Source organism: Pseudomonas sp. BO3-4 (assembly GCF_034044115.1).
Taxonomy (GTDB): domain Bacteria; phylum Pseudomonadota; class Gammaproteobacteria; order Pseudomonadales; family Pseudomonadaceae; genus Aquipseudomonas; species Aquipseudomonas alloputida.
This window is the reverse complement of record NZ_CP139018.1, coordinates 3,665,262-3,680,861: the sequence shown is the minus strand read 5'-3', so window position 1 is coordinate 3,680,861 and position 15,600 is coordinate 3,665,262. Positions and strand designations below refer to the sequence as shown.

General features: G+C 63.7%; 16 protein-coding genes. 8 read left to right on the top strand and 8 right to left on the bottom strand.

Going from position 1 to position 15,600, the window contains the following annotated elements; genetic code table 11:
* Positions 1-34: 34 nt before the first annotated feature.
* On the bottom strand, positions 35-1,399 hold the full coding sequence (locus REH59_RS17140) for an LLM class flavin-dependent oxidoreductase (protein ID WP_014859023.1): 1,365 nt from the start codon (positions 1,397-1,399) through the stop codon (positions 35-37).
* Between the two features lie 16 nt (positions 1,400-1,415).
* Positions 1,416-2,396: an aliphatic sulfonate ABC transporter substrate-binding protein gene (locus REH59_RS17135; protein WP_014859022.1), complete on the bottom strand. Its 981-nt coding sequence runs from the start codon at positions 2,394-2,396 to the stop codon at positions 1,416-1,418.
* Positions 2,397-2,656: 260 nt separating this feature from the next.
* Between REH59_RS17135 and REH59_RS17130 the strand changes: the two genes are divergently transcribed.
* Positions 2,657-3,541, top strand: a complete 885-nt coding sequence (locus REH59_RS17130) for a hypothetical protein (protein WP_014859021.1) — start codon at positions 2,657-2,659, stop codon at positions 3,539-3,541.
* A 148-nt stretch (positions 3,542-3,689) separates the two neighbouring features.
* Positions 3,690-4,373 (top strand): TetR/AcrR family transcriptional regulator, encoded by a 684-nt coding sequence (locus REH59_RS17125; RefSeq protein ID WP_003247872.1) that lies wholly within the window; start codon positions 3,690-3,692, stop codon positions 4,371-4,373.
* Positions 4,374-4,411: 38 nt separating this feature from the next.
* On the opposite strand, the gene REH59_RS17120 is transcribed toward REH59_RS17125, so the two are convergent.
* On the bottom strand, positions 4,412-5,419 hold the full coding sequence (locus REH59_RS17120; RefSeq protein WP_014590744.1) for a GlxA family transcriptional regulator: 1,008 nt from the start codon (positions 5,417-5,419) through the stop codon (positions 4,412-4,414).
* 161 nt (positions 5,420-5,580) lie between these two features.
* Here REH59_RS17120 and REH59_RS17115 point away from each other — a divergent pair, with 161 nt between their 5' ends.
* Both REH59_RS17115 and REH59_RS17110 read left to right on the top strand, forming a co-directional pair.
* The gene (locus tag REH59_RS17115) at positions 5,581-6,051 is read left to right on the top strand and encodes a hypothetical protein (protein WP_012052122.1); all 471 of its coding nucleotides are present in this window, start codon (positions 5,581-5,583) and stop codon (positions 6,049-6,051) included.
* Between the two features lie 103 nt (positions 6,052-6,154).
* Positions 6,155-6,367 carry a PLDc N-terminal domain-containing protein gene (locus REH59_RS17110; RefSeq protein ID WP_003247877.1) on the top strand — a complete coding sequence of 71 codons (213 nt, stop codon included), beginning with the start codon at positions 6,155-6,157 and terminating at the stop codon, positions 6,365-6,367.
* Between the two features lie 44 nt (positions 6,368-6,411).
* On the opposite strand, the gene REH59_RS17105 is transcribed toward REH59_RS17110, so the two are convergent.
* The gene (locus REH59_RS17105; RefSeq protein ID WP_003247879.1) at positions 6,412-6,738 is read right to left on the bottom strand and encodes a hypothetical protein; all 327 of its coding nucleotides are present in this window, start codon (positions 6,736-6,738) and stop codon (positions 6,412-6,414) included.
* Positions 6,739-7,244: 506 nt separating this feature from the next.
* Between REH59_RS17105 and REH59_RS17100 the strand changes: the two genes are divergently transcribed.
* The gene (locus tag REH59_RS17100) at positions 7,245-7,667 is read left to right on the top strand and encodes a RidA family protein (RefSeq protein ID WP_014859020.1); all 423 of its coding nucleotides are present in this window, start codon (positions 7,245-7,247) and stop codon (positions 7,665-7,667) included.
* Positions 7,668-7,818: 151 nt separating this feature from the next.
* Positions 7,819-8,691: a DMT family transporter gene (locus tag REH59_RS17095; protein ID WP_014859019.1), complete on the top strand. Its 873-nt coding sequence runs from the start codon at positions 7,819-7,821 to the stop codon at positions 8,689-8,691.
* Here REH59_RS17095 and REH59_RS17090 read toward each other — a convergent pair.
* Entirely contained in the window at positions 8,688-9,407 is a 720-nt protein-coding gene (locus tag REH59_RS17090; RefSeq protein ID WP_003247889.1) for a TorF family putative porin, read from the bottom strand. The genes REH59_RS17095 and REH59_RS17090 overlap by 4 nt on opposite strands.
* Positions 9,408-9,488: 81 nt before the next feature.
* Complete coding sequence (locus REH59_RS17085; protein WP_012052127.1) at positions 9,489-9,740, bottom strand: hypothetical protein; 252 nt, start codon at positions 9,738-9,740, stop codon at positions 9,489-9,491.
* A gap of 245 nt (positions 9,741-9,985) precedes the next feature.
* On the opposite strand from REH59_RS17085, the gene REH59_RS17080 reads away from it, so the two are divergent.
* Together REH59_RS17080 and REH59_RS17075 are read left to right on the top strand one after the other, a co-directional pair.
* Positions 9,986-11,452 (top strand): DUF3300 domain-containing protein, encoded by a 1,467-nt coding sequence (locus REH59_RS17080; RefSeq protein ID WP_265536663.1) that lies wholly within the window; start codon positions 9,986-9,988, stop codon positions 11,450-11,452.
* The gene (locus REH59_RS17075) at positions 11,449-12,342 is read left to right on the top strand and encodes a DUF2950 domain-containing protein (RefSeq protein ID WP_014860990.1); all 894 of its coding nucleotides are present in this window, start codon (positions 11,449-11,451) and stop codon (positions 12,340-12,342) included. Before REH59_RS17080 ends, REH59_RS17075 begins: the two co-directional genes overlap by 4 nt.
* Positions 12,343-12,401: 59 nt before the next feature.
* Here REH59_RS17075 and REH59_RS17070 read toward each other — a convergent pair whose 3' ends face one another.
* Both REH59_RS17070 and REH59_RS17065 read right to left on the bottom strand, forming a co-directional pair.
* Entirely contained in the window at positions 12,402-13,358 is a 957-nt protein-coding gene (locus REH59_RS17070) for a helix-turn-helix domain-containing protein (protein WP_003247896.1), read from the bottom strand.
* Positions 13,359-13,506: 148 nt separating this feature from the next.
* Entirely contained in the window at positions 13,507-15,591 is a 2,085-nt protein-coding gene (locus tag REH59_RS17065; RefSeq protein ID WP_014860991.1) for a hydantoinase/oxoprolinase family protein, read from the bottom strand.
* Positions 15,592-15,600 lie beyond the last annotated feature (9 nt).

The window sequence follows — 15,600 nt, the reverse complement described above, 5'->3', positions numbered from 1 at the left end:
CCACAAATTAAATGTTGGAATACCCGGTATTTGATCACTGAATGCTGACCTGACGCCCAACGTGCCGTTCGGGCAGCTGGCCGCCGCGGCCGAACAGCTTGTGGCGCAAGGGGCCCTCGGTGTACCTCAGCGGGTAGCGTCCGCGCCGTTGCAGCTCGGGCACCAGCAGGTCGACCACATTGGCCAGGTCGTCCGGTTGCACGGCGTAGGTCAGGTTGAAACCGTCGATGCCGGTATGGTCCAGCCAGGTTTCCAGCTGGTCGGCCACCTCGCTGGCAGCGCCGATCAGCACGGGGCCGCGACCGCCCAGGCCAACGAACTCGGCGGCTTCGCGTACGGTCCAGCGGCGAGTGGGGTCGGCGGCGGTAAAGGCTGCCAGGGCAGCACGGCCAGCATCGTTCTCGACGTACTCGATCGGTGCATCGGGGTCGAGGCCGGCAAAGTCGATACCGGTCCAGCCTGACAGCAGCGCCAGGGCAGCGTCCAGGTCGACATAGCGGCGATAGTCGTTAAAGCGGGCCTCGGCCTCTTCCCGCGTGGGGGCGACGATCAACAGCGCCTGGGCGTAGATCAGCACTTCGTCACGGCCACGCCCGGCCGCTTCGCAGGCCTGGCGGATGCCGTCGGCGTAGCGGCGCAACACCGTCGGCGTTGGCCCGCTGATGAACACGCATTCGGCATGCCGTGCTGCAAACTGCTGGCCGCGTGCCGACGCACCGGCCTGGAACAACACCGGGGTGCGTTGCGGCGACGGCTGGCACAGGTGCATGCCGGGCACCTGGAAGTGCTCGCCCACATGGTTGATCGGGTGTACCCGCGAGGGTTCGATATAGCGCCCGCTTTCACGCTCCAGCAGCACGGCGTCGTCGTCCCAGCTTTTCTCCCACAGTTTGTACAGCACTTGCAGGTATTCCTCGGCCAGGTCGTAGCGTTGGTCGTGGCCCAGTTGACGCGCCAGGCCGAGGTTGCGCGCAGCGCTGTCCAGATACCCGGTGACGATGTTCCAGCCGACCCGGCCATTGCTCAGGTGGTCGAGCGTGGACATGCGCCGGGCGAAGGGGTAGGGGTGTTCGTAGGTCAGCGAAAAGGTGACACCGAAACCCAGGTGCTCGGTCACCCCGGCCATCGCCGGCACCAGCAGCAGCGGATCATTGACCGGCACCTGCACGCCACCGCGCAGGGCGGCTTGCGGGCTGCCTTGATAGACGTCGTAGATACCCAGCACATCGGCGATGAACAGGGCGTCGAACAGGCCGCGCTCGAGCAGGCGGGCCAGGTCGGTCCAGTAACTCAGGCGGTTGAACGCCACACTGGTGTTGCGCGGATGGCGCCACAGCCCAGGGGACTGGTGGCTGGCAGCGTTCATGCTGAAGGCGTTGAAGCGGATCGGGCGAGGCATGGTCAGCGCGCTCCGTTCAAGGCAACACGGAAGCCGGGTAGACCGCTTCGGCCACCTGTAGCTTGCGTGGAATCAGGCCCAGGCCCTGGAAGGTGTCCGCCAGCTTCTGTTGTTCGGCAACGATCTGCGGGGTGATAGCGACGGCGTTGTAGTTGCGCCGTTCGCTGGCCACTTCCAGCACCTGGGTGCTGATCCCCAGCTGCGGTGCCAGCAGCGCGGCCACTTCGGCGGGCTTGGCGTTGGCCCACTGGCTGACCTTGCCCAGCTCGGCAAAGAAGGTTTTCAGCAGTGCACGGTGCTGGTCGGCATAGCGGGCTGTGGACAGGTAGAAGGTGCGGTTGTTGGACAGGCCGCTGCCGTCGCGCAGGTTTTTCAACCCTGGCTGGCTTTCTGCGGCGGCGAGGAACGGGTCCCAAAGGGTCACGGCCTGCACACTGCCCGATTGCAGGGCGGCCACGGCATCGGCGGCATTGTTGACGTAGGCGGGGGTAATGTCGTTGTAACTGAGGCCAGCCTGCTGCAGGGCTACGGCCAGCAGGTATTGGGCATTCCAGCCGCGGCCGGTGGCCACGCGCTTGCCTTTCAGGTCCTGCACACTGGCCAGGTGGTCCTGCTCGCGCACGACCAGGCCAATGCCGCGTGGGTAGGGTTGTTCGGCGGCCAGGTAGACCACAGGCTTGCCGGCGGCCTGGGCGAACACCGAGGGGGCATCGGCTGCGTGGCCGAGGTCGATGGCGCCGGTGCTCAGTGCCTCCAGGAGCTGGGGGCCTGCGGCGAACTCATGCCAGCTGACCTTCACACCTTGCGGTGCCAGGGCCTTCTCCAGGGCGCCGCTGCCTTTGAGGATGTTGATGCTGTTGAATTTCTGGTAGCCGATGCGCAGTGTCCTGGCGTCGTCGGCAATGGCTTCGGACCAGGGCAGCAGGGCGCTGGCGACGCTGGCCAGTAAACCGCCGATCAGCAGACGGCGTAATGGGGAGAAGGCATGTTTGGGCATGGGCATTGCTCCTTGAATCGGGTGAGAGGCGATCTGCCCAGACTAAGGAGGTGGCGTTTGGCTTTCAATTTATATATTCCAGTTTGTTAGATTGTTTAGTTATTTTTATATCATTTTGTTTTTAGTAGCGGGGTGCCTATCGTTGTTGGAGGCGCCATGGGCTGAGATCGGCGGGTCCTGCAGCACCCGTTTGTGCAGCTTTCGACATTTTTTTCACATTCGCTTGCTAGGATCCGCAACGATTCCGAGGAGCCCCCTTCATGCCGCACATCCTGCGCAAGCGCAGCGCCCGCATCGCCTTGACTGCCACCTCCGGCCTGCTCGCGGCCACCTTGGGCTTCTTCGCGTGGCAGAGTTTCTACCCGGTTCAGGCCGCTACCGGCTGGGATGTTGAGGTGTTGCATCGCGACGTAACCAAAGCCGCCTCGCTGTTACCGCAAACGGATGGCAGCCTGCTGGTCAGCCGTGAACTGGATGACGGCCGGGGCAGCATCCTCAAGATCACGGCTACGGGCGAGCGCGTTGTGCTGATCGATAACCTGTCCAAGCCCGACGGTATGGTCGCGGCGCAGGGCGGCTGGGTGTTCAGCCAGGAAGGTGGCCTGGCACCTGTCAGCCTGTCCCGCGATGGCCAGGTCACCCGGCTGTTCGACGGCGAGAGCGTGCAAGGCCTCTGGAACGAAGGCAACTATCTTTATGCCATCGAAGACCGCAAGGGCAATGGTCGCCTGATGCGCTATGACTGGAGCAGCGGGCAGCTGGATGTACTGCGGTCCGGCCTGACCGAAACCGAAGGCCTGACCCGCTGCAGCGACGGCCGCCTGCTGTACACCGAAAAGGCCAATGGCAGGGTCCGCTCCCTGTCCGACGATGGCAGCGACCCGGTGGTGGTCGACGGTCTGCGTAACCCTACATTCTTGTATTGTGATCAACGTGGCTTATGGATCAGCGAGGACAACACACACCGTGCGCGCCTGCTGCGCATCGATGCCGATGGCAGCCAGCAAACGGTGCTGACTTTCCTCAAGGCTCCGCAGGCGATCATCGCCGATGGTATCGGGGGTTATCTGCTCGCTGAAGGTGGGCGTAACCGCGTGCTGCGCCTGACGCCCGCGCCGGCGCCCGCGACTGCCCAGCGTAACTGACTGTGCGCCTGGCTGATGATCAGTGCCTGCAGGCTGACCGCGCTGCTCGAGCCCAAGGCATCATGGCTACCCGACCAACAGCGTGCTTCCCTGCATGGCCGCGCTAACGGATAATCCCGGCATTCCAATAAACAGCCTGTGAGTGGGTATGAGTGATTCCGTAGTCGGCCTCGGCCAGCCTGAAACCGAAGGGGTGCGCAAAACGCGCAAGAACAACCCTGAGAAAACACGCGAGGACATCCTCCAGGCCGCCATCAACGAGTTCGTTCAGCAAGGGTTGGCCGGCGCCCGCGTCGACGCCATCGCCGAACGCACCGCCACTTCCAAGCGCATGATCTACTACTACTTCGGCAGCAAGGAGCAGCTGTATTGCGAGTGCCTGGTGAAGTTGTACGGGGATATCCGCAAGACCGAACAGAGCCTGGACCTGGAGTCGTTACCGGCTGAGCAGGCGATCCGCCGGCTGGTGGAGTTCACCTTCGATCACCATGACCGCAACGTCGATTTCGTGCGCATCATCTGCACCGAAAACATCCACTATGGCGAGTACGTCAAGCAGTCGCCGGCCATTCGCGAAATGAGCAGCCTGGTGCTGGAGGCCCTGGGCAACACCCTGCGCCGTGGCGTTCAGGAAGGCGTGTTCCGCGCCGGCATCGAGGTCATCGACCTGCACATGCTGATGAGCTCGTTCTGCTTCTACCGGGTGTCGAACCGCCATACCTTTGGCGAGATCTTCCAGATCGACCTGTCTGATGAGCAGGTAAAGCTGCGCCACAAAGCCATGATCTGTGATGCGGTATTGCGGTATATCCAGCTCGAACCTCGTACCTGAGATTGCTCGAGCGCCTGGGCTGGCTCAAAGGGCCTCGGTCACTCGCCCAGCCGTTGCTCGCGCGATGGCGGGTAGCCGAAATACGCCGCATAGCACTTGCTGAAGTGCGACACCGAGACAAACCCGCAGGCCACTGCCACTTCCATCACCGACAGGTCGGAATACTGCAGCAGCCGGCGGCTCTTGGTGATGCGCAGCTCCATGTAATAGCGCCGGGGCGACGTGCCCAGCTGGGCCTGGAACAGGCGGTCGATCTGCCGCCGCGAGCGCCCGCTGTAGGCGGCCAACTGGTCGAGGCTGAGGGTTTCCTCGAGGTTGTTCTCCATCAGCTCGACAATGGTGCGCAGGTGCAGGCTCATGGACTTCTTCGCCCCAGGACCCACCTGGCGGTAGCGCGCACCGGAGAATGACAGGATTTCCTCGACGCCTTCGGCCAGGCCATCACCATACAGCCGGCGTACCAGGCCCAGCATCAGCTCCATGGCGCCATTGGGGCTGGCAGCGCTGAGGCGGTCACGGTCGAGGGTAAAGCTGGCCGGGGTGATGCGGGTTTGCGGGCTGCGCTCCGACAGGCTGGCACGTTGCTCGGGGTGGATGCTGCAACCGTAGTCGTCCAGCACCCCGGCACGGCCAAGGAACCAGGCGCCGTTCCACAAGCCGCCCAAGGCCATGCCGTGGGCCGCGCAATCGTTCAGCAGGCGATCGAGTTCCGGGTACTTGAGTGGTGTGCGCAAGCCGCCGCAGACCACCAACAGGTCCAGCTCCTTCAGCGCCGCAGCGGACAGCTCGGTGGCTACCAGTTCCAGTCCCAGGTCGCTGAGCACCCGGTCGCCGTCCAGCGACAGCGGGGTGAACCGGAAGCTGTCGGCACGTAGCAGGTTGGCCGTGACCAGTACGTCCATGGCCACCGTGAAACTGGCCATCGAGAAGTGTTCGAGCAGGATAAAGTCGACCCGATAGGGCGCCTGGGCATTGGCGCTGCTTGTTTTGAGCCGTAGCATGTTGCTGGTGCTGGTCTTTTGGCTGAACTGGCGTGGCGTGGGCACTCTGAACTCCGCTTCCTGGCTGGCCCGCAGAGTGTGGACGGTGCCCGGAGGAAAGACAATCTCCCCGGTGGCTGTGTCGTATTACAGGTCGTGTTCAGGCAAACCTGCCTGTCCTGGCGCTTTACCGCTATGCTGACCTTCCGTCATTGAGGATGCCCCTGATGAGATATGCCGCTGTAGTGTTGCTCAGCCTGTTGCCGTTGCTGGCCAACGCCCTGGAGCAGGGCGACAAGCTTGCCCCGTTCACACTGCTCGACCAGTACGACCAGGCCTACAGCCTTGCTGCCGACACGCAGATACTGCTGGTGGCGCGCGATATGGACGGTGCCAAGCTGGTCAAGGCGGCACTGGCCGAGCAGCCCAAGGGCTACCTGGAAGCACGCGCCGCTGTATTCGTGGCCGACATTCAGCGCATGCCTGCGCTGATCAGCAAACTCTTCGCTGTCCCGGCCATGCGCGATTACAGCTACCGGGTGCTGCTCGACCGTGATGGGCGAGTGGCCAGCCGTTACCCCGGGCAGGAGGGCCAGGTGCAGTGGTTACAACTGCAGCAGGGCGTGCTGGTCAGCCAGCGGGCGTTCACCGATGCAGCGGCGTTGAAGGCTGCGCTGGAGAATGCACCACGGCAATAAGGCCTTTTCGCCGCGCCTGCAAAGAGGCGCGGTGAGTCAAATCAATCTGAACCCTCAGCGCTTGCAGCAACCCAACCCAATACATGCCATTGGGAGAGCGCTCATGGAAATCGGTACGATCTGGATCATCATCGCAGCCTTGGTCATTCTGCTGGAGATCTGGGCCATCTGGCACATCATCGGCAGTGAACGGCGCGCCGAGCGCAAGATGCTGTGGATCGTCTTCGTGGTCTACGCACCCTTCCCCGGTTTGCTGTTCTGGGCCTGGCGTGGGCCGCGGGCGGTGAAGGGCAGGGCGGTGCTGCAGGAAAAATGACGGTTTGCGGCCTCGGGCGCGGGGGCGCCTGAGGCCGTCGAGGGTCATTTGGGCAGGATGTCGAAACGCATGGCTGGCCCCAGCCCGTCCACCATCAGGCAGCCGTAGAACTTCACGGTGGACAGTACGCGCAGTTCCTTGAGCGCGTCATGGATGTAATCGCGGACCAGCTTTTCAGCTTCCCGCTTGCGGTCAGCGAGGGTGGTGCCATTGAGCGTGATCATGCCAAGCAGCGTGGTTTCAATGTGCTCGACGGTGTCCAGGCCGAGCTTTTCCCGCAGGTGCAGACGTGCCTGTGCCGCATCGGTTTCATCGCGTGGAGCGCTGTGCGGCTTGATGGTATAGGCCAGCTGAAAATCAAATTTGCTCATCGGTTTTTCCTTGTTGGTTAAAGGCCTCCATGCCGGGCTTTGCAATCTAGTGTGGTGTTTCACAAATAACGACCATAACTCGCGGCGCTTTTTGCGCTCATGCGGCGTTGTCGCTCCTCGCCGTAGCTGGGCTACGACTCGTCGCGACGCCTTGCCTGAACGCAAAAATCGCTCGCGAGTTATTGGCCGTATTTGCAAAACACCACACTAGGCTCTGTACGAAAAGCCTTGATACTTGTTCATGCTGCGTTGAAAACAGCCTCGGAATGCTCATGTACTCCAGTACAGTCGGGCGCGACCCCGGCCGTTCCTCGGCTGTTTTCGCCTTGCCTGACCTGCGTCTCAAGACTTTTCGTACAGAGCCTACGGCCTTACAGCCACTGCGCAAACACACGCGTGGTTTTGACATGACGATGCCTTGTACGAAATTTCCTACTTTATGCTTGACCTCGAGTTAGCTTAAGGTCCGATACTCCGGCGCTCTTTCAACCGTGCGAGGGCTTGTCGTGACCCCATCAAGCGCATTCCAGCTAAGCAACCCCGAAGGCCTCTACGACCCCAGTGGCAATGCCTACTCCCATGTCGCCGAAGTGCGCGCTGACAGCCGTCTGCTGTTCATCGCCGGTCAGGGTGGGGAGGATAGCCAGGGCCAGTTGTCACCCGTGTTCGCCGAACAGGCCCGCCAGGCGCTGGCCAACCTGGAACGGGCCCTGGCGTCGAAAGGTGCCAGCCTGGCCCAGGTGTTCAAGCTGACCCTGTTGATTGTCGAGCATTCAGAAGCGCGCCTGCACCAATGGGTGGCTGAGGCCGACAGGGCCTGGGGGCGGCACATGAAACCGACCTGCACACTGATACCGGTGCCCCGGCTGGCGCTGGACGGCATGCTGGTGGAGATCGAAGCAGTAGCCGCCGTCTTGCTCAAAACCTGAAAAGCCGGCACGGTCGCCCGTAGGTGCGGGTTTACCCGCGAACACCGGCGTAGCCGGTGCCATCCTCCACGGTGGATTCTTCCTTGTATATCGGTGCCGGTCCTGACTAAATGCCGCTATAACAACAATCCCGCTCAGAGGTGACCACACCATGAGTACAGGCACGACCACGCTTACTGACCGCAAGACCAGCGCCTGGCTTTGGCCTGCCCTTTTCAGCCTGGTGGCGTTTGCCGCCAACTCGGTGTTCTGCCGGCTGGCGCTGAAGGACGGGGCCATCGACCCGGTGTCCTTCACCATGGTCCGCCTGGCCAGTGGTGCGCTGTTTCTGCTGTTGCTGATTCGCCTGCGCAGCCCGGTGCACACCATGGGCGGCAGTTGGTGGGGCGGCTTGGCCCTGTTCCTGTACGCGTTCCTGTTTTCTGCGGCGTACCTGCAACTGGGGGCAGGGGGGGGGGCGTTGTTGCTGTTCGGTGCCGTGCAGATCACCATGTTCGGCTTTGCGTGGTACAGGGGCGAACACATCACGGTACGCATGCTGCTGGGCATGCTGATCGCCTTTGCCGGCCTGCTGGTGCTGCTGTTGCCTGGCGTCTCGGCGCCGCCGTTGGCCAGTGGCTTGCTGATGGCCCTGTCCGGTGTGGCCTGGGGGGTATATACGCTACTGGGCAAAGGCTCGCCCAGGCCGCTGGCCGACACTGCCGGCAATTTTGCCCGCAGCTTGCCGTGCCTGGTGCTGCTGCTACCGATGCTGTTGCTGGGGGCCGGCCCGCACCTCACGCCACTTGGCTTGTTGTATGCCTTGGGTTCCGGTGTGCTGGCTTCTGGCGCAGGCTATGCCGTTTGGTATGGCGTGGTCAGGCAGATCAGTGCGCAACAGGCGGCGACCCTGCAGCTCAGCGTGCCGGTGATTGCCGCACTGGGCGGGGTTGCCCTGATCGGCGAGTCGGTGTCGTTGCGCTTGTTGATCGCCTGTGTGGTGGTGTTGGGCGGCATTGCCCTGGCGCTGGCGCCGCGCCGTTAAAAAAAGCTGCGCTGGGCCTTGAGTGTGACCACGCTGTCGCAATAGGTATTGATGCCCGAATAGGCATCGCAGCTCGCGCCACTCAGGCTGGAGTTGCTGTAGATCAGGTTCAGGTCGATGCCCAGCCAGGGCCGCGACAGCTCCAGTGACCAATCGGAAAAGGTATTCACCTGGCTGCCATCGCCAATGGTGAACGGCGTGCCCAGGCGGTGGTGGGCGAGCTTGACGGTGAAGTCGACGTCGAACATCGGCAGATGGCCGAAGTCGGCGAACAGCGTGCCCGTGCGGTTGTCGGGGTTGTCGCGCAGCGCCCCGCCGAAGCGGCTGCCCAGCACCGAAATCCCCCCATACAGGGCGTAGCTGTCGGGGCCTGCGATATTGGGCTGACTGTAATGGATCAGCCCTACCTCGTAGCCCAGGCTGCTGTCGAAATGGTGCTTGTAGCCCAGGTAGCTGTCCAGGCGCAGGGTCGAGTCAGGGGTGACGCCCATGCTTGGGGCGTACTGGCCCAGGTACCAGCCATTGGGGTGGCTGAGGTCTAGCCCGCCATGGAATGCGCCAACGGCACTGGGTGAGATAAGCCCTTGCGCCATGCTGCGTGAGGGGGTGGTGCCGAGTGTGAAGTCGAAATCGCCCAGTTGGCGTTTCATCTGCTGGGCTTGCGACGCGGGGCTTAAAAGCAGCGCAGCACTCAGCAACAGAAGGGGCCTGATCATGGTCTCCGTCCTGGAAGGCTTGCGGTTGAGCGGTAGAGGATACCTGCGCAAGTGGAGGGAGGGAACCGCCGGTTAGCCCGTTCAGCCTTTGGTCGAACGTTCAGCGTCGGCGGCCTCGGTCACGACAGGCAGGTTACCGGCACGCAGGATCACCCGCCGTTGCTGCTCGTAATTGTCCAGTGACAGGCCGCGGCGCTGCAAGGCTTCCAGTTGCAACTGGCGAGTTTCCTCGGCGGTGTACGGGCGCAGTTCAGGGTGGCTGGCACAGCCGCTGATCACGGCGATGGCAAAAGCGACAAGGGTGGCGGACAGCTGGCGGGCCAAGGTATTCATTGGTTAGCTCCAGGGCAGTCTAGGAAGCAGCGTGGGGATGGCGCTAGGTTATGCGGCCACAGCGTTCGTTAGAAATTGCCCCGCTCGATAGTGACTATCGACGGTTCCGGCGAAGCCCACCTATAGACTCAAATGCATCAACCATCCCACCGTTGAAGCGCGAAAAGTTAGCGTCCCCTCGTCTGGTCAAAAGCACTGCCATTGCTACCCTTAACCCACGCGGTCTGACCTTGTGGGGATAAGCGATGCGCATGCCATTGTTTGCTGTCCTGTCGGCACTGCTTTGCCTGAGCGCTGCCCCGGGCCTGGTGCTGGCCGAAGACGTGCCCGCGCCGGATCCGGCGCCATCCGCTGCCACGCCCGTGGCCAAGGACCCGGTGTTCTCCCAGGAGCAACTTGACCAGATGCTGGCCCCCATTGCCTTGTACCCTGATCAGTTGCTGGCTCAGGTGCTGATGGCGTCAACCTACCCGGGGCAGGTCAATGAAGCCGTGACCTGGTCCAAGGCCAACCCCAGGGCCACCGGCGACGATGCGGTCAGGCAAGTGGCCAAGCAGCCCTGGGACCCTAGCGTACAGGCACTGGTGGCCTTCCCGCAGGTGCTGGCAACGCTTGGCCAGGACCCGGTCTGGGTGCAGCGCCTGGGCGATGCTTTCCTCGCCCAGCCCGATGATGTCATGGGCAGCGTGCAGCGTTTGCGCCACCAGGCGCAGGCCGCCGGCAATCTGCAGAGCAGCCAGTACCAGCACGTCACCGTGCAGACCGCACCTGCACCGGCGCCAGCCGCAAGCGGCAGTAGCACCCAAGGGGCAGCGGCCAGCAGCCCGCCCACCACCATCGTCATCGCGCCGGCCGACCCGCAAGTGGTGTATGTGCCCAGCTATAACCCGACCACCACCTATGGTACGTGGGCCTACCCGGCCTCGCCGCCGGTGTATTACCCGCCGCCGCCCATGTACTACCCCGGTTCCGCGCTGGTGGCCGGCCTGGCCTTCGGTACCGGCGTGGCGATCGTCGCCTCGTTGTGGGGCGATTGCGACTGGGACAACAATGACATCGACATTGACGTCAACCGCTACAACAACCTCAACGTCAACAACCGCATCACCAACAACCAGAACAAATGGCAGCACAATGCCGCCAACCGCGACGGGGTGCCATACCGCGATTCTCGCAGCCGTCAGCAGTACGGCCGCCAGCTGGACGGTGCCACTCAGCGCACCGCGTTCCGCGGCGACGACGCCCAACGGGCCCAGGCCCGAGACAAAGCCCGGGCATCGATGGACCGCGCAGGTATCGAACGGCCGGCTACCAGTAACCGTCAGGCCCGCGAGCAAATGCGCGAGGCCAAGGCAGGCAATCCTGACGGCAACCGCATGCCGTCCCGTGATGATGGCGCGCGGGCGACTGACCGTCGGCAGGAAACCCGCACTGATCAAGGCCGCCAGCAGAACGGCAACCTGGCCAATCAACGCCGGCAGGGCGACGGCCAGGTGCGGCAGCCGGCGCAGAGCCGTCCTGCCAATACGGCAGGCCGTGCCCGCAACAATGCCTTCGACGGTGTGCGCTCGCCGTCGCGCACCAGCGTGCAGGCCAACCGCGGCCATACCAGCCAGTCGTTCGCTCAGCGGCCAGGTGCGTCTCGTGCCGCCGGGCACCCGATCTCCCGGCCCAGTGCGCCCGCGCGTCGCGGCGCAGGAGGCCGTCGATGAAGCGCCCAACACTGGCTGCATTGCTGCTGACGGCAGGTTTGGCCTGGTCGTTCATGGCCGCCGCCCAGCAAGCCTTCCCAACGCCGGAGAAGGCCGTGGAAGCCTTTGTCGCGGCGCTGGGCCAGGAAAAACCTGATGAAGCCCGCCTGGCCCAGTTGCTGGGCGATGACTGGCGCACCTATATACCGCGCGGTGGTGTGCAACGCAGCGATGTGGATACCTTTCTCGAGCAGTATCGCGCACAGCACAGCATCGACATGTCAGGCGAGGGCAAGGCCATCCTGGCGGTGGGCACCGGTCACTGGACCTTGCCCATACCGCTGACCAGGAGCAGCCAGGGCTGGCGCTTCGACCTCAAGGCGGGCAGTGCCGAAATTCGCGCCCGTCGCATCGGGCGCAACGAGCTGGGTGTTCTGCAGTCGCTGCTGGCCTATCACGATGCGCAAATGGACTACGCCACCCAGGACCACAACGGAGATGGTGCGCTGGAGTACGCACAGAAGATTTTCAGCGAGCCGGGCAAGCATGACGGGCTGTATTGGGATGACAATGGCGACGGTGACGTCAGCCCGTTGGGCCCGCTGTTCGGCCAGGATGTGGTCGGTGACGCCTGGTATGGCTACCACTTCCGCATCCTGGACGCACAGGGCCCATCCGCCCCGGGCGGTGCCTACAGCTACCTGATCGGCAACCAGATGAGCCGTGGCTTCGCCATGGTCGCCTGGCCGGCCAAGTACGACGACACCGGGGTGATGAGCTTCATGATCAGCCATGACGGCCAAGTGTTCGAGAAAGACCTCGGGCCGCATGGCGACAGGCTGGCGAAGGAGATGAAACGCTTTGACCCGGACGACAGCTGGAAAGTGGTGGATGTGGTGGCGGGGGATTGAGCCCGCCAAGCCAACGCGACGGTGCCCCTGTGGAAGCGGGCCATTTTCCGTTGTTGTGATCAGTGCGCACGCGTAGCCCGCACCTCGCTCGCCGTGCACCCATACTGCTGGCGAAATGCTCGGGTGAACTGCGCCTGATCGGCAAAGCCCCAGCGAAATGCCAGTTCGCCGATCGCCAGGTGGCAATGCGGGTCAAGCAGTTGCCGGTGCACGGCCTCCAGGCGTTGACGGCGTACCCACTCGCCAAGGGTGTAGGGCGTGATCGCGAACAACTTGTGCAGATAACGCAGCGACAGCCCACAGGCGCTGGCGATGGTTTGTGGCGACAGCTCGGGGTCACCCAGGTTTTGCTGCACGTACTGCTCGACCCGCGTCAGGTGCAGGGTGCTGAGGTTGCTGCCTTCGCTGCCCAGCACGCGCTCATCCTGTTGCAAGGCCAGCAGCAGGGTGGCGGAGGCCTGTTCCAGCAGTAGATGCCGGGCTGCCGGGGGGCTGGTGTCGAAATGGCGGGCACACAGGTCGAGTTGCTCGACGAAGATGCGCCCCAGGCCCTGACGGGCATCGAAGCAATGCCGGGTATAGCGCTTGTGCCCCAGCAGGTTGGCTTTGAGCGCACGCTCGGGCAGCTTGAGCACCCACAAGTCGTTCTGCGTGCCGTAGTGGAAGCGGTAGGGTGCATCGCCGCGCTCGACGATGAAACCGCCCGGGCTGCAACTGATCTGGTGGCCGTCCTGTTCGAAGTGCACCTCGCTGCCATGCGGTACGGTCACCAGGTAGAACGCTTCATGGTCCTGGCCGATATGCGCGTTGCTGCGCGAGTAACCCAGCTGGCTGGACCGCAGGCGCGACAGGCTGAGCGGCGTGCTCGGCGTACTCCAGCGCTGCAGGTGGCCATCGAATGGCTGTCCGGCAGCAAATTCAAGGCTCAGTGGGAAATAGGTGTCACTGATGGCTTCGGCCCAGCGTGCCTGGCGTTCAGGCTGTGGCCAGCCGTGGGTCGAGAGTTCTGTGGGCATGGTGGGTCCTTTTTCAAAGAGGGCAGCATTGAAAAAAGGAACTGCAGGCAAGCTACTCAAGCAGCTCTTGTTATTGTAAAAACCGCCCGGCAGCGCAAAACTGCCGGGCGGTTGTCAGGCCCATGATCGGCGCGCGCCGACCGCAAGATCAACCCCCGCGTGTCACTCGGTAGGTGGCCGAAGGCTCCAGGCGAGCTTGCCAGCCGGGTGGCAGGACAATGTTGGTGGTGTCTTCCTCGATCACACAGGGGCCATGCACGGTCTGCCCTGGCAACAGGTGGTTGCCGTTGAACACCGGTGTGGGCTGCCATTCACCGTCGGCACTGAACAGCATCGGGCGGACGGATTGCGCGGCGGGGGCGGGGGGCTCGGCCGGCCCCTGCAGCTCGGGTTGCGGCGGGCGTGGCAGGTGGCCGATCACCGAGCACTCCAGGTTCACCAGCTCCACCGGGCTGTCGGGTTCGCTGTACGAGTACAGGGTCTGGTGGCGGCTGTGGAAGCGGCTGACCAGCGCGGTCAGCCCTGCCTCGTCCAGGCTGTGCTGCTGCAGGTCCACACTGCACTCATGAATTTGCCCCAGGTAGCGCATCTCCAGGGTGTAGTGGCAGCTGCTGGCCTGGTCGCCAAAACCGTCTTCGCGCAGGTTGGCCAGGCCTTGCTCACGCAGTTCGGTGAGGGTCTGGTTGAGTTGCGCCAGGTCGACGTGCCCGGCGTCCAGGCGCATCGACAGGCTGGTGAGCTGGTCGTAGCGCACGTCGGACAGGATCTGGCCGAACGCACACAAGCCCGAGGCCACCTTGGGGATCAGCACGGTGTGCATGCCGATTTCTTCGGCCAGGCGCACCACGTGCATGCCCGCCGCACCGCCTGCGCCGATCAGGGCGAAGTCACGCGGGTCGTGACCGCGCTCGATCGATACGCGGCGGATGCCGTTGACCATGTTCAGGTTGACCAGGGTGGTGATGCCGAATGCCGCGCGTTCCACACTGATGCCCAACGGTTCGGCGATCGTGCTCCGGATGGCGTCCAGCGCGGCCTGGCGGTTCAGGCGGATACTGCCGCCCAGCAGTGCGCCGTCGGGCAGGTAGCCAAGTGCCAGGTTGGCGTCGGTGACCGTGGGTTCGTGGCCACCCTTGCCGTAGCACACCGGCCCAGGCATGGCGCCGGCGCTGCGCGGTCCGACCTGGAGCATGCCAAACTCGTCCAGGTGGGCGATGGAGCCACCGCCGGCACCCAGGGTCTCCACCTGGATCATCGGCACGCCGATGCGCTGGCGCAGGAAGTCCACGTCCTTGCTGAAGTTGGTGCGTCCGGCGTTGGTCAGGGTGATGTCGAACGAGGTGCCGCCCATGTCCACGGTAATGACGTTGTCGATACCGAACGGCCTCGCTACTGCCAACCCGGCTTGTGGTGCCGAGGCCGGACCGGAGTTGATCGCGTTGACGGCGCGCTCACGCATCAGGTGCCCGGGCGCCAACCCGCCATTGGACTGGAAGTAGCGTACTGGCTGCTGTGCGCCAAGTGCCTGAAACAGGCTGTCGATGCGCGCCACGTAACGTGCCATTACCGGGCTGAGGTAGGCGTTGACCACGGTGGTGGAGGTGCGGGTGTATTCGCGAATCTGCGGGAACACCTCGCAGCCGGTGCAGACGAACACCTCGGGCAGGGCAGCCCGTACCAGTTCGGCGGCCCGTTGTTCGTGGCTGGGGTTGCGCACCGACCACAGGAAGGAAATGGCCACGGCCTGCACGCCTTCGGCACGGAAGTAGTCGATGGCGGCATGGATGGCGGCTTCGTCCAGCGGGCTGTGCTCACGGCCATCGCCAAGGATTCGGCCACCGATCGGGCGGCGCAGGTGGCGTGGGGCAAGCATGTGTGCCGGCGGGTAGTGGGCGTCGTAGCGGTGGCCCTCTTCCTTGTGGCCCAGGCGGATTTCCAGGCTGTCCTCGTGCCCCTCGGTGCACAGCAGGCCCACCTTGACGCCGGTGCGCTCGATCAGCGCGTTGAGGGCCACGGTGGTGCCGTTGATGCACAGGTCACAGTTGGCGATCAGTTCGGCCGGGCTGCGCCCGGTGGCGTCGGCGATCTGTGCCAGGCCGGCGCGAATGGCCAAGGTGCCGTCCTGCGGCGTGGAGGGGGCCTTGAACAGCTGCACGCCGCCGTCGCGATCGGCCAGGATGAAATCGGTGAAAGTGCCGCCGGCGTCTACGCCCAGGCGATATTGGTTACGCATGCGTGTTCT

What these genes read in the sequence shown, in the direction of transcription:
- REH59_RS17140 (WP_014859023.1), bottom strand. Translation starts at nt 1,399, where the DNA reads ATGCCTCGCCCGATCCGCTTCAACGCCTTCAGCATGAACGCTGCCAGC.
- REH59_RS17075 (WP_014860990.1), top strand. Translation starts at nt 11,449, where the DNA reads ATGAAGCGCCCAACACTGGCTGCATTGCTGCTGACGGCAGGTTTGGCC.
- REH59_RS17115 (WP_012052122.1), top strand. Translation starts at nt 5,581, where the DNA reads ATGAGATATGCCGCTGTAGTGTTGCTCAGCCTGTTGCCGTTGCTGGCC.
- REH59_RS17065 (WP_014860991.1), bottom strand. Translation starts at nt 15,591, where the DNA reads ATGCGTAACCAATATCGCCTGGGCGTAGACGCCGGCGGCACTTTCACC.
- REH59_RS17110 (WP_003247877.1), top strand. Translation starts at nt 6,155, where the DNA reads ATGGAAATCGGTACGATCTGGATCATCATCGCAGCCTTGGTCATTCTG.
- REH59_RS17080 (WP_265536663.1), top strand. Translation starts at nt 9,986, where the DNA reads ATGCGCATGCCATTGTTTGCTGTCCTGTCGGCACTGCTTTGCCTGAGC.
- REH59_RS17085 (WP_012052127.1), bottom strand. Translation starts at nt 9,740, where the DNA reads ATGAATACCTTGGCCCGCCAGCTGTCCGCCACCCTTGTCGCTTTTGCC.
- REH59_RS17130 (WP_014859021.1), top strand. Translation starts at nt 2,657, where the DNA reads ATGCCGCACATCCTGCGCAAGCGCAGCGCCCGCATCGCCTTGACTGCC.
- REH59_RS17105 (WP_003247879.1), bottom strand. Translation starts at nt 6,738, where the DNA reads ATGAGCAAATTTGATTTTCAGCTGGCCTATACCATCAAGCCGCACAGC.
- REH59_RS17090 (WP_003247889.1), bottom strand. Translation starts at nt 9,407, where the DNA reads ATGATCAGGCCCCTTCTGTTGCTGAGTGCTGCGCTGCTTTTAAGCCCC.
- REH59_RS17135 (WP_014859022.1), bottom strand. Translation starts at nt 2,396, where the DNA reads ATGCCCAAACATGCCTTCTCCCCATTACGCCGTCTGCTGATCGGCGGT.
- REH59_RS17070 (WP_003247896.1), bottom strand. Translation starts at nt 13,358, where the DNA reads ATGCCCACAGAACTCTCGACCCACGGCTGGCCACAGCCTGAACGCCAG.
- REH59_RS17125 (WP_003247872.1), top strand. Translation starts at nt 3,690, where the DNA reads ATGAGTGATTCCGTAGTCGGCCTCGGCCAGCCTGAAACCGAAGGGGTG.
- REH59_RS17095 (WP_014859019.1), top strand. Translation starts at nt 7,819, where the DNA reads ATGAGTACAGGCACGACCACGCTTACTGACCGCAAGACCAGCGCCTGG.